The sequence below is a fragment of the Hymenobacter sp. B1770 genome (genome assembly GCF_049896385.1).
Taxonomy (GTDB): domain Bacteria; phylum Bacteroidota; class Bacteroidia; order Cytophagales; family Hymenobacteraceae; genus Hymenobacter.
Map to the genome: position 1 here is coordinate 421,358 of NZ_JAFCUF010000001.1, position 13,334 is coordinate 434,691.

The window sequence follows — 13,334 nt, forward strand, 5'->3', positions numbered from 1 at the left end:
CTCTGTAAGAAGGCTGTGGCCAGAGCTACTTCTGAATTCGGTTGGCCCAAACAAGTGGAAATCGGTACCTTTAGGTGTAATTAAACAGGGCCTAAGTGACTGATTTTGCCGATTTCTTTGTGGACCAGGCAGCAGCTAGCAGCCACGTCCAGTTTATTTATGACGTCGCTGCCGACCGAGTCACGTTTGTGAATGAGGCCTACGAAAAGGTCCTGCACGGCCGCTGTGAGCACGTCAACGAGGAGTTGCCAGCCCTGCTGGCCCGCCTGCACCCCGACGACCGGGCCTACCTCACCCAATACTGCAAGCTGTGGTTGCGGGGCCAAGTGGCCGACGAGGTGGAAGTGCGCCTGCAGGAGCCCGGCCAGCCTGACCAGTGGTTTTGCCTGACGCCCCACCACCAGTCCGCCAACGGGCGTGTTTGCGTTGGGGGCACTTTGCGCGACATCAGCGTGGCGAAACGGTATCAGCAAAACGCCGACAACTTCAACAGCCGCAAAAATGCGGCCTTGGAGATACTATCGCACGACCTGAGCGGGGCCTTTGGAGTGGTGCAGCAAGTGGCGCAGTATCTGAGCGAAGAAGTGACGGTGCCAGCCAACAGCCGCGTGGGCGATATGCTGCGCGTGCTGGAAAACACCAGCCGCAACAGCATGAAGATGATTCGCGACTTGGTTAATATTGAGTTTCTGGCTTCAGCCAACACCGACCTGAAGCGCGACCGGGTTGAGGTAGCCGAGGTGCTGCGGGCGCTTCTCGAGGAGCTGCAAGAAGGCCAGCGCATACTGGGCCAAGTCTTTGAATACTCGCTGCCCACCGAACCCCTCTACGCCTACCTCGACGTGAACAAAATAACGCAGGTGCTCACCAACCTGGTTAGCAATGCCATAAAATTCACTCCCGATGGAAAGCGCGTGGTCGTGCGCGTAGAAGCCTGCCCGGGCAGTGTGCGCCTGCAGGTTATCGACGAGGGAATTGGAGTTCCGGCCGCACTGCAGCCACAATTGTTTGAGCGTTTCACCAAGGCCCGGCGCCCAGGACTGCGCGGTGAGCAAACCAATGGGCTGGGTCTGGCCCTGTGCAAGACCATTGTGGAGTGGCACGGGGGCAACATCACCGTGGACAGCGCCGAGGGCATAGGAAGCACCTTTACCGTGGAAATACCGCAGGCTACTGCCGAAGCCACCGCCCACTAGCGGCTGCCCAAGCGGTGGGGCCAATTTAGGTGGTGGCGTTGCTGTCGGGCCCGGCGTGGCCACGAAACAGCAGGATGTCTTTGTCGAACATGTAGATGCCGCTTTTGTCGTCGCCTACCAGCTCGAGCTTGTCGTTGAGGGTGCGGGCCAGGGCTTCTTCTTCTAGCTGTTCTGATACGTACCACTGCAGGAAGTTGTGGGTGGCAAAATCTCGCTCTTGCAAAGTGAGTCCCACCAGCTCGTTGATACTGGCCGACACCTCCATCTCGTGGTGCAGAAAATCCTGAAATACGCGCTGCAGCGACTGAAACGTGACCACGGGCTGCGGCAAAGCCGGCACCACGGCAAAGCCGCCCCGCTCGTTTACGTAGCGAATGAGCTTGAGCATGTGCACCCGCTCCTCGTTGCTTTGCTGGTAGAAGAAGTTGGTGACGCCGTCCAGTCCCGGCTGAATTTCGGCCCACGAGGCCATGGCCAGATAGGCTTGCGACGATTGCGCCTCCATGGCAATCTGTTGGTTGAGCGCGTCTTTGATGGATTGAGTGAGCATACGTAGGCAGGCTAAGATGATGGACGGACCGCTCCAGGTAGAGGGCCTCGGTCGAAAATAGTACTTACGTGCAAAGGCCGGCGAAGGGCAGGGTAATTTCTTCGCGGACCCGATGAAAAGCCCCTAGGCCGAAAACGCAAAAACCCAGAGAAGCGCTTCTGCCGGGCAGGAAGCATTTCTCCGGGTTTGCAAGGGGGAGCCTCTTATTGGACTCGAACCAACGACCTGCTCATTACGAATGAGCTGCTCTACCAACTGAGCTAAAGAGGCTTATTTCCCGGCCAACGATTTTGGAAGGGAGTGCAAAGATAGGCGATGCGCCGGAAGCCGCGCAACCGCCACCGTGGAAAAGTTTGGCAACCTCACCTCGCGGTCAGCGTTCTACCAATGCCACTCTATCCTGCTACTATGAAACTCTTGCCTTCGCTGGCTGCCGGCTTTGCCGGGGCCGTGGTTCTCACCGCCATTCACGAAACCGTCCGTCACCTGCGGCCCGAAGATGCCCCCCGCATGGACGTGCTGGGCATGCGGGGCTTGCGCAAGCTGCTGGGCAAAGCCGACCTACCCCAGCCCAATAACGACACCTTGTTTGGCATGACCATGGCCGGCGATATTCTCAGCAATGGCCTCTACTACACCCTGGTGGGGAGCGGCCGCCACTCGCTGCGCCGGGGGCTGTTGCTGGGCGTGGCCGCTGGCGTGGGCGGGGTGCTGCTGCCGGGCCCGCTGGGCCTGGGCGAAGCACCCAGCAACCGCACGCCTCAAACCCAGGCCATGACCGTGGCCTGGTACACGGCGGGTGGACTGGTGGCCGGCGCCGTGGCGCAGGCTCTGCGGAAGCGCCGGTAGTTTTTCTGGTTCTGTAACGGCATTGGGCCCGGTTCTAGTCCCGCGGGAGCTTTTGCGGCCGCGAAGTCGTTGAGAGCAGCAGGTGGCTCGTGGTTCGGTCGCCTTTCGCCGCTGGCTGTACCTTGCGGCGGCGTTTATGTTTCTAGATTATGAAGTTCTGGTTAATCTTAATTCTGGTTTTTGTGGCGGTGCGCTATGTGCTGCCCATCGTGCTGCGGCTGGTGCTGGCTGGCTTTGTGCGCAAGCAAATGCGCAACGGTGGCTTTGTGGTGCCCCCGCAGTCGCGTCCGGGCCCACCGCCCGTGCCCGGCGAAGTTCGGGTAGACTACGTGCCCCCTGTCGCGCCCGAAGCGGAGAAGCCACCGGGCTTCAAAGGCGGTGAGTACGTTGATTATGAAGAAGTGAAATAGGGCGCACGGTTGCGCAAGTTGGAAAGAGGTTTCGCGAGGTTGGCCACAACGGCAACTTGGCGAAACCTCTTTTCGGCTTGCATAACCCTGCGCGACTGTACCTTCGGGCACGTTTTTGTGTTCCCTAAAATTGCCCTGATGGCTGCTGTTGCTTCTGCTTCTTCTGTTTCGTCCGCGCCGTGGTGGCGCCGGGCTTTGCCTCACGTGCTGGCGGTGCTGTTCTTCGTGCTGCTGGCCTGCCTGTATTTCTCGCCCATTGTGTTCGAGGGCAAGACGTTGGCCCAGCACGATATTACCCAGTTTCAGGGTGGAGCCCACGAGGCGCAGGAGTACGCCAAAGCCATGGGCAAAGAAGCGCTCTGGACCAACTCTATGTTCTCGGGCATGCCCACCTACCTCATCAGCTTGCACTTTCCCGGCGACTGGTCGGGGTACTTGCAAAAAATCCTGACCCTGGGCCTGCCTGCCGTGGTGGCCAATCTGTTTCTGGCGCTGCTGTGCGGCTACATTCTGCTGGTGGCGCTGGGCGTGCGGCCGCTGGTGGCCGTGGCCGGGGCCGTGGCGCTTGGCTTTTCGAGCTACAACCTCGCCATTCTGGCCGCGGGCCACAACACCAAGAGCATTGCCCTGGCTTACGCACCCCTGGTGCTGGGCGGCGTGCTGGTGGCCTACCGCCGCGACAAGTGGCTGGGGGCCGCGCTCTTCGCCGTGGGCCTCACCCTGAACGTGCGCGCCAATCACCTCCAGATTACTTATTACCTGATGCTGCTGGTAGTCATCTTCGGCATCATCGAATTGGTGGCAGCCGCCCGGGCTGGTCGCCTGCCCGAGTTTTTGAAACGCACGGCTTTGCTGGGCCTGGGCGCGGCACTGGCCGTAGGCGTGAGCTTCGGCCGCCTCTACACCACCCTGGAATACAGCAAGTACAGCAACCGCGGCCGCACCGAGCTCAAGACCCCGGCGCCCGGCCAAGCTTCGGCTACCAACCCCGACGACGAGAGCACCGGCGTCGACCGCGACTATGCTTTCCAGTACAGCTACGGCGTGGGCGAAACCATCACCCTGCTCATTCCCAACTTCTACGGCGGCGCCAGCGCCATGCCCCTCGGCACCGATTCGAACCTGGCCAAAGCCGGCCTGCCCCAGGAATATCTCTCGGGCATGCCCACCTACTGGGGCCAGCAGAGCTACACGGCTGGCCCGGTTTACATGGGTGCGGTGGTGTGCTTTCTGTTTATTCTGGGGCTATTTGTGGTTGAGAAGCGCACGCGCTACTGGCTGCTGGCGGGCACCATCCTTTCCATTCTGCTGGCTTGGGGTAAGAACTTCGAGAGCTTCAACTACCTGATTTTCGATATTCTGCCGGGCTACAACAAGTTCCGGGCCGTGAGCATGGCTCTGGTTATTGCCCAGCTGGCCATGCCCATTCTAGGCGCGCTGGCCTTGAGCCGCGTGCTGCGGCCCCGCGCCAAGCCGCAGCCCTTGGCTCCGGCCGATGCCCAGCAGCACCCCGCGCTGGCTAAAGCGGCCGGAGCGGCTAAAGTGCCTATGTCGGGCGAAGCGGCGGCCTTGCTGCCCAAGGTGCTGTATGCCGGCGCTATCACGGCCGGCCTGTGCGTGCTGGCGTATCTGGCCAGCTTCAGCTTCGATTTTGCAGCGCCCATCGACAATGAGTTGACCAAGCAGGGCTTCACGCCGGAGCTGCTAGGCGCCCTGCGCGCCGACCGGGCCGACCTGCTGCGCGGCGACGTGTGGCGCGGGCTGCTCTTCATTGGCGCCGCGCTGGCGGTGCTGTACTTCTACCTCAAAGGGCGGCTGGAGGCTATGCCGGCAGCAGCCCTCATGGTGCTGCTGGTGCTGGTAGACTTGTGGGGCGTCGACAAGCGCTACCTCGGCACGGATAAATTCCAGCGCGAGACCATTGCCGAGGCCTTCCAGCCCTCGCCCGCCGACCAGATGATTCTGCAAGACCCGGGCCTGAGCTACCGCGTTCTCAACATGCAGAACCCCTTCAACGAGGCGCAGACCTCTTACTTCCACAAGAGCATTGGGGGCTACCATGGGGCCAAGCTGCGCCGCTACCAGGACCTCATCGAGCGCCAGATTTCGAACAACAATCAGCAGGTGCTCAACATGCTGAACACCCGCTACCTCATCACCGGCGACCCCAAGCAGCCCGTGCAGCGCAACCCCGGCGCCCTGGGCAATGCCTGGTTTGTGAGCGAGGTTAAAACCGTGAACAGCCCCGATGAGGAAATGGCTGCTCTCAATACCCTGAATCCGGCCACGGAGGCAGTGGTAGATGTGAGCAAGTTTCCGCAGCAAAAAGCCGCGACTTATGACATCACCGGGGCTACCATCAAGCTGACGGGCTATAGCCCCGACGAGCTGAAATACACCTACCAGGCACCCCGGGATGGCATGGTGGTGTTCTCTGAAATCTACTACGCCGATGGCTGGCAGGCCTTCCTCGATGGCAAACCCGTGCCGCACCTGCGGGCCGACTACGTGCTGCGCGCCATGCCGGTGCCGGCAGGTTCGCACACCATCGAGTTCCGCTTCGAACCCAAATCGTACGTCGTGGGCAACGGTGTTTCGCTGGCTTCCAGCATTGCGCTGCTGCTGGTATTGGTAGGGGCGGGTGTGTACGCCTCGCGCCGCAAGCAAGATGCTGATGCTCCGGTGGCTGACGCTCCGCTGGCCTAAAGGCGTTCGCGTGGGGCGCTGATTTTGGCAGGGCCCCACGCAACCCCGCCGCTGAGTTGGCTACCCTTCCGCATGCAGTCTGCCCGCGCTCTTCTACAGGAAATCAATGAGCCTTTGGCCGCCGCGCAAGGGGTGCGCCTGCTGCTGTGGCGCGATGATTTGGCGCACCCCGACCTGCCCGGCAACAAGGCCCGCAAGCTGAAGTACAATCTGGAGGCCGCCCGCGGCCAGGGCTACCGCACGCTGCTGACCTTTGGTGGTGCCTATTCCAATCACGTGGCGGCAGTGGCCACTGCCGGCCGGCTGTATGGCTTCAAAACCATTGGCTTGATTCGGGGCGACGCCCCGGGTGCTGGCCCGGCGGTCCTAAACCCCACGCTTACCCAGGCCGCGGCCGATGGCATGGCCCTGCACTACCTCGACCGTAGCGCCTACCGTCGCCGTTCCAACCCCGATTTTATAGCTGAAAAACTAGCTGAATTTGGCCCAGCCTACGTGCTGCCCGAAGGCGGCACTAACTCCCTGGCCTTGTCCGGCTGCGCCGAGCTGGTGGCCGAGCTTCGCTCCCTAACCGATTTTGATGCGCTGGCTGTGGCCGTGGGCACGGGCGGCACTCTGGCCGGCCTGCTCACGGGGCTGGCGGGCCAGCAACAGGCCGTGGGGGTAGCGGCCCTGAAAAACGGCGGCTTCCTGCGCGCCGAAGTAGATACCCTAACTGAGCAGGCTGTGGGGCAGACTTTCGCGAACTACTCCCTGCAGACCGACTATCACTTTGGCGGCTACGCCAAATACTCGGCGGAGCTGCTGGGGTTCATCCAGCAGTTTCGCGAGCGGCACGCGGTGCTCCTCGACCCTGTTTATACCGGCAAGCTGCTCTTTGGCGTGCTGGATTTGATTGGTAAGGAACACTTCCAAAGAGGCAGTACCGTGGTTGCGATTCATACCGGAGGGCTGCAGGCCTGGGCGGGCTGGCACCAGCGGTTCGGAACCGTGCCGGAGTAGAAGACGGCAACTACTTGGCGTTTGCGGTGTTTACGCGGCGGCTTGTCGCCGTATGGCTGCGCCAGCGGGCCGTTAGCTCTAGTGCAGCGAGCACAAACACCACCACCAAAACCGGCGCCAGAAACCGGACGTCCCAGTCATCAACCGTGAGCATGATGATGGCCGTTTGCAATAGGAAGATAGACGCCAGAAACACCCGGGCCGGCCGCCAGATGGTGGCCCGGCGCGCCCCCAGCACCGCCAGCAAATAGGCTGGCCACAACACGGCCACCCCCACCAAGCGGTGAGCCAGCGAGTAATGTGGTTTGAGGTAACTGATGAAAACAAACAGCTTGCCGAGCATGAGCCTCCCCAGGTAAATGGGGTTGTGGAAAGCGAAGTACAGCACCCGGGCGGCCGGCCCGGTGCCGGGCGGCGGCATATTGAGCGGTTCGGCTTGGTGCACGGCCCAGAGCTGGTAGCGGAATATCAACTCGCCGCGCTGGTAGGTGTCCATGAGGTAGTAAGTGGCGAGCTGGTGGTTGAGGGCCTGCCACAGCAGGGCCGAGCATAGCACCAGGAGCAGTAGTGCCGCCCGCCAGGGCCGCGAGTCGCGACGCTGCCGCAACACATTGAGCCCCGCCAGGCCCGCCGCCAAGCCCACCATAAACCCGTTGGGACGGGCCAGCGACGTGAGGGCCAGCAGGAGCAGTAACAGCGCCCAGTCTTTGCGCCCGCCGTGGCGCACGCGAGTGAAGGCGCCGAATGACAGCGCTACCAGGCTGATAAACAATGATTCGGTGAGCAGGAAAACGTTGAACTGCTGGATGTCGGGCCAGACAATAAAGAGCAAGGTGGCCAGCGCCGCGGCTTCGGGCCTCCCTTCGGCCAGCCGGCGCGTGCCCTGGTACACCGCCCGCGTGGCCAGGGCCGAAACCGCCATCTGGCCCAACACTATTCCCCACCACCCCGCGCCCAACCACAGCCACAGGCTTTGAAACAGTGGGTAAAGCACGTAGCGCAGGTTGTGGCCGGGCTCGAAGTAGCCGCGCTCGGCAATGTTGGCGGCGTACTCCAGGTAGCGAAAGCTGTCGTTGGCGAAGTGCGGACCATGAAACTTCCGCAGGTACACCAGCTGCACCAGCACCCACAAGGCCGTCAGCAGGGTCGGGTGCCGCGGCCACAGGTGCCGAACCAGCAAACGAAAAAAGAATAACACGCGCATTGCGCGCAAAGCTAGCGGCTGGCCCGCCCGAACGCCGCAGCCCGGGGGCCGTACTGTAGAGCCTATGAATCTATTCCGCTTAGTTCGTCGCCTGTTGCCGCTGTTGTTCCTAGTGGGACTGGGGTGGTTTCTGTGGCGCAAGGTGGGGCCGGTGCTTGGCGAGCTAAACGAAGCCAGCAGTTCGGGCCCGCAGGTCACCGTCACCCATAACACCGTGCTGACGCAGGTGGAAGCCCTGGGCCGGCTGGAACTGGTGCGCTACCGCTTCAAAGACGTGGTGGAGTACAAGCGCCGCACCTACCGCTTCCTGCCCGAATCAAAAATAGCCTTGGTGGTAGCCGGCGAGGCCGTGGGCTGCATCGACTTGCGCAAGCTGCGTCCGCAGGACGTGGTGCTGGAGGGCGACTCCGTAGTGCGCGTGGCCCTGCCCCCGCCCGAGCTATGCAGCTTCCAAATAAACCACAACCAAAGCCGCGTATTCAGCACCGAAAACGGCTTGTTCCAGGATGCTGAGCTGGTCGACGAAGGGTACAAGTACGCCGAAGCACAGGTGCGCAATGCTGCCTTGCAGTCGGGCATTCTGCCCGCCACTCAGCGCAACGCCGAGCAGATTCTGTTGCCCATGCTGCGCACGCTCACCGGCCGGCGCGTCATCCTGGGTCAGCAAATGACGCTGCCGAAAGCCGGGCCTAAGCAGTAGAGCCATGCGAAGTAGCGCGGACTTTTAGTCCGCGGGGGCAAACGGCTACCTGGGAGGTAGTTATAATTGGCGCGCGGACTAAAAGTCCGCACTACTTACTCGTCGTCTTCCGGCGCTTTGCCCAAGTCGTCCAGCGCAATTTTGATGAGGTCCTGCTCGTAGCCCTTCCCGGTTAGGTACTGGGAGATTTTCATGCGGCGCACGCGCGGGTTCTTCTCCTTTTCCTGGCGGTCTTTCTTCTCCATGATATCGACCAGGTTCTGGTAATATTCCTCGCCGTCAATCTCCTTCATGCCCGACTTGATGCAGTACTCGCTGATGCCTTTCTGCTTGAGCTCCTGCAGTATGCGGCGGCGGCCCCACTTCTTCTGGCGGTAGTGGCCGCGAACGAAGGCCTGGGCAAACCGTTCTTCGTCCAGCAGTTTCTCCCGGCTTAGGCGAATGATGATTTCGCCGGCTTCGTCTTCGTCCAGGCCGTAGGAGCGCAGCTTTTGCTCCACCTCTTTCTGGGTGCGCTCCTGGTAGGCGCAGAAGGCGGCAATCTTTTGCAGGGCTTCGCCGGGCGTGTACTGCTTGGGCGTCTTGTCGGGGCTTTTAAACATTTAACAGGTATCAATTAACATTTAACGGCCGTCCTTCTTGTGCTTCCAGCGGCTCCTTACTAACAATGCCGGCCGAAGTTCGTTACCCGTTCCAGCCTGTTGGGCAGAATTCCTAGAACGCTAACGAAGGATTGTCAAGTGTTGATTGATAAATGTTAAATGAAGTAACCCCTGGCATCCGCTTGATGCTGCTGAGTACCTTGCTGTTTGCCGGCATGAATGCCTGCGTGAAGCAGTTGCAGCACCTGCCCGCGCTGGAAATTATTTTCTTTCGCTCCATCTTTTCCATCGTGGCCAGCTACGTAGCGCTGCGGCGGCTGGGCGTAGCGCCTTTCGGCAATAATTACCGCCTGCTCATCAGCCGGGGCAGCACGGGAGCGTTGGCCTTAGTGTGCTACTTTTTGGCGCTGCATAATCTGCCGCTAGCCACGGCCGTTACCGCACAGTACCTGGCGCCCATTTTTACGGCTGTAATGGGCATCTGGCTGGTGCGCGAGCCGGTGCGGCACCTGCAGTGGGTGTTTTTTGCGCTGAGCTTTGGGGGCGTGGTGCTGGTGCAGCAAGGTGGGCCCGTGGGCCCTGCGGCCGGAGCACAGGGGGTGGCCGGACTGGCGTTTCTGGGCATTGGGGTGTTTGGCGCGCTGCTATCGGGGCTGAGCTACAACGCCATTCGCAGGCTGCGCGGGCGCGAGCACCCCTTGGTTATCGTCTTTTATTTCCCCTTGATTTCGCTGCCCCTAGCTGCGGTGGGCTGCCTCTTCAACTGGCAGCTTCCGCAGGGCAGTGACTGGCTGTGGCTGCTGGCGTGTGGCGTCTTCACCCAGGGCGCGCAGGTTGCCATGACCCGCGCCTACCAGCTGGAGCGCCTGAGCCGGGTGGCGCCGCTTAACTATCTGGGCATGTTTTATGCCCTGGGATTAGGCTACGTTTTCTTTGCCGAAAGCTTTGGCCCTGTGGCCTACGCCGGCATGGCCTTGGTGCTGCTGGGCGTGGGCCTGAATGCCTGGTACACCAGCCGGGCCGATGCCCGCGCGGCCGCTTTGGCTCCCGCGGAGGAAGTTGTGGCGTAGAGAATTCGAAAGAACGTCATGCAGAGCGAAGCAAAGCATTTCTACCTCAACACTAACTTAAATGCTAGAATTAATGGCGCAGTAGAGATGCTTCGTGCCTTAGCATGACAGATGTAAGTACAACAGGCAACTCAATATTCCGAGTCCCGAGCAACCGTTGGGCTTTAAATGTCATCTGCTGGCATGAGGCCGTAACTTGGTTGGGTTCTATCTGCTGCCATTTTCTGCATTATGCTTTTTTCTGCTTTGCGTCTACCATTTATTTTTCTGGTATTTAATTTCTTATCCTTTGGTGCTCAAGCGGGTGTCATAAAGGGTGCAGTGAGCGGAGCCAATAAACAGGGCCTGGCATTTGCCAACGTGGCGGTGCGCGGCGCTGCCACCAGCACCGGCGCCAACGAGCAGGGCCAGTACCAGCTGCGGCTGCCGGCTGGGCAGTATGAGTTGGTGTTTCAGTATGTGGGCTACCGGCCCCAGATTCAGCCGGTGCGCGTGCAGGGCGGCGACACCCTTCTTACCGTGAACGTAACGCTGGAGCCCGAGTCCTACAACCTGGGCGAGGTGGTGGTGAAGTCGACCGACCGTGACCCAGCCTATGCCATCATTCAGCAGGCGCAGCAGTGGCGGGCCTATCACCGCCGCGAAGTGGCCGCCTACCGGGCCCGGGTATACATTAAAAGCCTCGGCCGCATCAACGAAACGCCCGAAAAAATTATGGGCTTGTTCAAGCTCGGGCCCGACATAAAAAAGGGTATTTTCTACCTGTCCGAGAGCTTGTCTGAATTCAGCTTTACCCAGCCCAACGTGGTGAAGGAGCGCATGATTTCGAGCCGGGTGAGCGGCGACTCCCGCGGCATCAGCTTCAATAGGGCCAGCGCGGCGCGCAACCTGGGCTTCTATGAGAACCTGATTAAGCCGGGCTTTTCGGAGCGGGGGTTCGTGTCGCCCATTGCCAGCAACGCCATGCTGTTCTATAAGTACGAGCTGGTGGGCAGCACCCCGCGGGGCGGCGACGTGGTGCACAAAATCCGGGTGATTCCGCGCCGCCGCACCGACCCCGTTTTCACCGGCTTCATCTACATCGTAGACAATTCCTGGCGCATCCATTCCGTGGACCTGACCCTGGACAAAGACGCGCAGATTGACTACGTCGACGAGCTGCACATCGCCCAGCAGTACGCCCCCGCGCCCGGCAACTCCAACGTGTGGCTCATTCAGTCGCAGCAGGTGCGCGCTAACCTCTCGGGTTTGGGTTTTAAAGGGTCGGGTTACATCACGGCCGTACTCTCTGACTACGCCAACGTGGTGCCCACCTACCCCGCGCCACCCACCGCCAAGACGCTGCCCCCTGTGGTAGCCAATGCCAAAGGCGATGCCCCCGTAGGCCAGGAAACCGCCGCCCAAATCCGCAAGCGCAAGCCCGACCTGCGCGGCCTCCACGCCCAGGTGCGCAAGCAGGTGAAGCAGGCCGTGCGCGACTCCATTAAGAACGACCCCCTGGCCCGGATGCCGCGCGGGCAGGTGCAGCTGGTTGAGAAAGGCGTGAACGAGCGCGACCTCGCCTACTGGGAGCAGCTGCGCCCCGTGCCCCTCACGGCCGAGGAGCAGAAAGACTACCAGGTGAAAGACAGCACCGAAACCCTCCGCAAATCGCGCCCCTACCAGGACTCGCTCGACCGCAAGCGCAACGAGTTTGAGCCCATTAACCTGCTAATTGGCGGCTACACGCACGTCAACACCTTCAAAAAGCAGTCGGTGACAGTGCTGCCGCTGGCCCAGATTTACCAGTACAACACCGTGGAAGGGCTGGTCTTCAACCCCCAGGTCATTTATCGCCAGCGCACCGACGACCGGCGCTTTTTCACGCTCACGCCCACGCTGCGCTATGGCTTCAGCAGCAAGGAATTTAACCCCAGCCTAGCGGCTATCTGGCAGCTGCACCCAGCCAAAATCAAGCAGTTTTCCTTATTGGTGGGCCGTACCGTCGAAAACTTCGACCGCAACTCGCAGCTCACGCCGGCCATCAACACCATCTACACGCTCTACGCCAACCGCAACTACGCCAAGCTCTACCGCCGCGACGGCGCCGAGCTCACCTACCTCACCGAGCCCATCAACGGCCTCAACCTGCGCCTGAGCGGGGGCTACTTCGACCGCCACGAGCTGTTCAACACCACCGACCGCCTTCTGAAAGACGTGCCCGGCCGAGCGTTCACCCCTAACCTGCCCGTGAGCGAGAAGATGCCCGACCCCAGCTTCGGCCGCAGCCAAGTGCTCACTGTGGGCGTGTCGATGGACTACAAGCCCGGGCAGCGCTACATCAGCCGGCCCGATGGCAAGTTCAACCTCGGCTCGAAGTGGCCCACCTTCAACCTGCAGGGCCGCGCGGCCCTGCCCGGCGTGCTTGGGGCCGATGTGCGCTACACTCTGCTCCAGGCCGGCGTGCGCGACAACGTGGCGCTAGGCCTGCTGGGCAACAGCAGCTACCGCGTCAGTATTGGCAGCTTCCTGGGCCGGAAGGAGGGCATGCAGTTCATGGACTACCGCCATTTCTCCGGCAACCAAACCATTCTGGCCGGCAACTTCAGCAACTTCCAACTACTGGACTACTACCGCTTCAGCACCAACAACAGCTACTTTGAGGCCCACTACGACCACCATTTCAACGGTTTTTTCCTCAATAATATCCCGCTGCTGCGCAAGCTCAAGCTGCAGGAAGTGGCCTCGCTGAACTACCTAACTACTGCCCAGGCCGGCCACTACGTGGAGCTGGGGGTAGGCATCGAGCACATCCTAAAGGTGCTGCGGGTGGATTTCTACACCGCTCTGCAAAGCGGCGAGAAGCTGGGCACGGGCGTGCGGATTGGCTTCGGGTTCTAATTAAAATGAGTAGGGCTTCACCTTAACCGCTGGCAGGGCAGGGCTCAAAAAATTGGTGGTGTGGGCTTGCAGCGCTGCTTCTCTGCTAGCCTCAAATGGGGAGGGCGAGGAGTTTTTTGCCAGCAAAACGCATCGGGTAGGATGGGTTGAAGTTGCGACGGGATT

11 protein-coding genes and 1 tRNA gene are annotated in these 13,334 nt (G+C 60.9%); 8 read left to right on the forward strand and 4 right to left on the reverse strand.

The window, feature by feature from the left end:
• Positions 1–95: 95 nt before the first annotated feature.
• Positions 96–1,196 carry an ATP-binding protein gene (locus ACP7AJ_RS01710; protein WP_426058454.1) on the forward strand — a complete coding sequence of 367 codons (1,101 nt, stop codon included), beginning with the start codon at positions 96–98 and terminating at the stop codon, positions 1,194–1,196.
• Between the two features lie 25 nt (positions 1,197–1,221).
• Here the strand turns inward: ACP7AJ_RS01710 and ACP7AJ_RS01715 are convergent, their stop codons facing one another.
• Entirely contained in the window at positions 1,222–1,746 is a 525-nt protein-coding gene (locus ACP7AJ_RS01715) for a ferritin (protein ID WP_426058455.1), read from the reverse strand.
• Positions 1,747–1,943: 197 nt separating this feature from the next.
• Positions 1,944–2,016, reverse strand: a tRNA-Thr gene (locus ACP7AJ_RS01720).
• A gap of 138 nt (positions 2,017–2,154) precedes the next feature.
• Here ACP7AJ_RS01720 and ACP7AJ_RS01725 point away from each other — a divergent pair.
• The 4 genes from ACP7AJ_RS01725 (at position 2,155) to ACP7AJ_RS01740 (ending at position 6,713) form a co-directional block, all read left to right on the forward strand.
• Positions 2,155–2,595 carry a hypothetical protein gene (locus tag ACP7AJ_RS01725; protein ID WP_426058456.1) on the forward strand — a complete coding sequence of 147 codons (441 nt, stop codon included), beginning with the start codon at positions 2,155–2,157 and terminating at the stop codon, positions 2,593–2,595.
• Between the two features lie 149 nt (positions 2,596–2,744).
• Positions 2,745–3,005, forward strand: a complete 261-nt coding sequence (locus tag ACP7AJ_RS01730; RefSeq protein WP_426058457.1) for a DUF4834 family protein — start codon at positions 2,745–2,747, stop codon at positions 3,003–3,005.
• A 138-nt stretch (positions 3,006–3,143) separates the two neighbouring features.
• A complete protein-coding gene (locus ACP7AJ_RS01735) occupies positions 3,144–5,711 on the forward strand; it encodes a YfhO family protein (protein WP_426058458.1) in 2,568 nt (855 codons plus the stop codon).
• Between the two features lie 72 nt (positions 5,712–5,783).
• Complete coding sequence (locus ACP7AJ_RS01740) at positions 5,784–6,713, forward strand: 1-aminocyclopropane-1-carboxylate deaminase/D-cysteine desulfhydrase (RefSeq protein WP_426058459.1); 930 nt, start codon at positions 5,784–5,786, stop codon at positions 6,711–6,713.
• 10 nt (positions 6,714–6,723) lie between these two features.
• Here ACP7AJ_RS01740 and ACP7AJ_RS01745 read toward each other — a convergent pair whose 3' ends face one another.
• Positions 6,724–7,917, reverse strand: a complete 1,194-nt coding sequence (locus tag ACP7AJ_RS01745; RefSeq protein ID WP_426058460.1) for a hypothetical protein — start codon at positions 7,915–7,917, stop codon at positions 6,724–6,726.
• A 64-nt stretch (positions 7,918–7,981) separates the two neighbouring features.
• Here ACP7AJ_RS01745 and ACP7AJ_RS01750 point away from each other — a divergent pair, with 64 nt between their 5' ends.
• Positions 7,982–8,617 (forward strand): DUF4230 domain-containing protein, encoded by a 636-nt coding sequence (locus ACP7AJ_RS01750; RefSeq protein WP_426058461.1) that lies wholly within the window; start codon positions 7,982–7,984, stop codon positions 8,615–8,617.
• Positions 8,618–8,712: 95 nt separating this feature from the next.
• On the opposite strand, the gene ACP7AJ_RS01755 is transcribed toward ACP7AJ_RS01750, so the two are convergent.
• Positions 8,713–9,219, reverse strand: coding sequence for a regulatory protein RecX (locus ACP7AJ_RS01755; protein WP_426058462.1), 507 nt, complete (start codon positions 9,217–9,219; stop codon positions 8,713–8,715).
• A gap of 152 nt (positions 9,220–9,371) precedes the next feature.
• On the opposite strand from ACP7AJ_RS01755, the gene ACP7AJ_RS01760 reads away from it, so the two are divergent.
• Positions 9,372–10,289 carry a DMT family transporter gene (locus ACP7AJ_RS01760; RefSeq protein WP_426058463.1) on the forward strand — a complete coding sequence of 306 codons (918 nt, stop codon included), beginning with the start codon at positions 9,372–9,374 and terminating at the stop codon, positions 10,287–10,289.
• Positions 10,290–10,535: 246 nt separating this feature from the next.
• Entirely contained in the window at positions 10,536–13,169 is a 2,634-nt protein-coding gene (locus ACP7AJ_RS01765) for a DUF5686 and carboxypeptidase regulatory-like domain-containing protein (RefSeq protein WP_426058464.1), read from the forward strand.
• The last annotated feature ends 165 nt before the right edge of the window (positions 13,170–13,334 follow it).

Coding starts and splice junctions, on each gene's coding strand:
- ACP7AJ_RS01715 (WP_426058455.1), bottom strand. CDS start 1,746: ATGCTCACTCAATCCATCAAAGACGCGCTCAACCAACAGATTGCCATG.
- ACP7AJ_RS01725 (WP_426058456.1), top strand. CDS start 2,155: ATGAAACTCTTGCCTTCGCTGGCTGCCGGCTTTGCCGGGGCCGTGGTT.
- ACP7AJ_RS01730 (WP_426058457.1), top strand. CDS start 2,745: ATGAAGTTCTGGTTAATCTTAATTCTGGTTTTTGTGGCGGTGCGCTAT.
- ACP7AJ_RS01735 (WP_426058458.1), top strand. CDS start 3,144: ATGGCTGCTGTTGCTTCTGCTTCTTCTGTTTCGTCCGCGCCGTGGTGG.
- ACP7AJ_RS01740 (WP_426058459.1), top strand. CDS start 5,784: ATGCAGTCTGCCCGCGCTCTTCTACAGGAAATCAATGAGCCTTTGGCC.
- ACP7AJ_RS01745 (WP_426058460.1), bottom strand. CDS start 7,917: ATGCGCGTGTTATTCTTTTTTCGTTTGCTGGTTCGGCACCTGTGGCCG.
- ACP7AJ_RS01750 (WP_426058461.1), top strand. CDS start 7,982: ATGAATCTATTCCGCTTAGTTCGTCGCCTGTTGCCGCTGTTGTTCCTA.
- ACP7AJ_RS01755 (WP_426058462.1), bottom strand. CDS start 9,219: ATGTTTAAAAGCCCCGACAAGACGCCCAAGCAGTACACGCCCGGCGAA.
- ACP7AJ_RS01760 (WP_426058463.1), top strand. CDS start 9,372: ATGTTAAATGAAGTAACCCCTGGCATCCGCTTGATGCTGCTGAGTACC.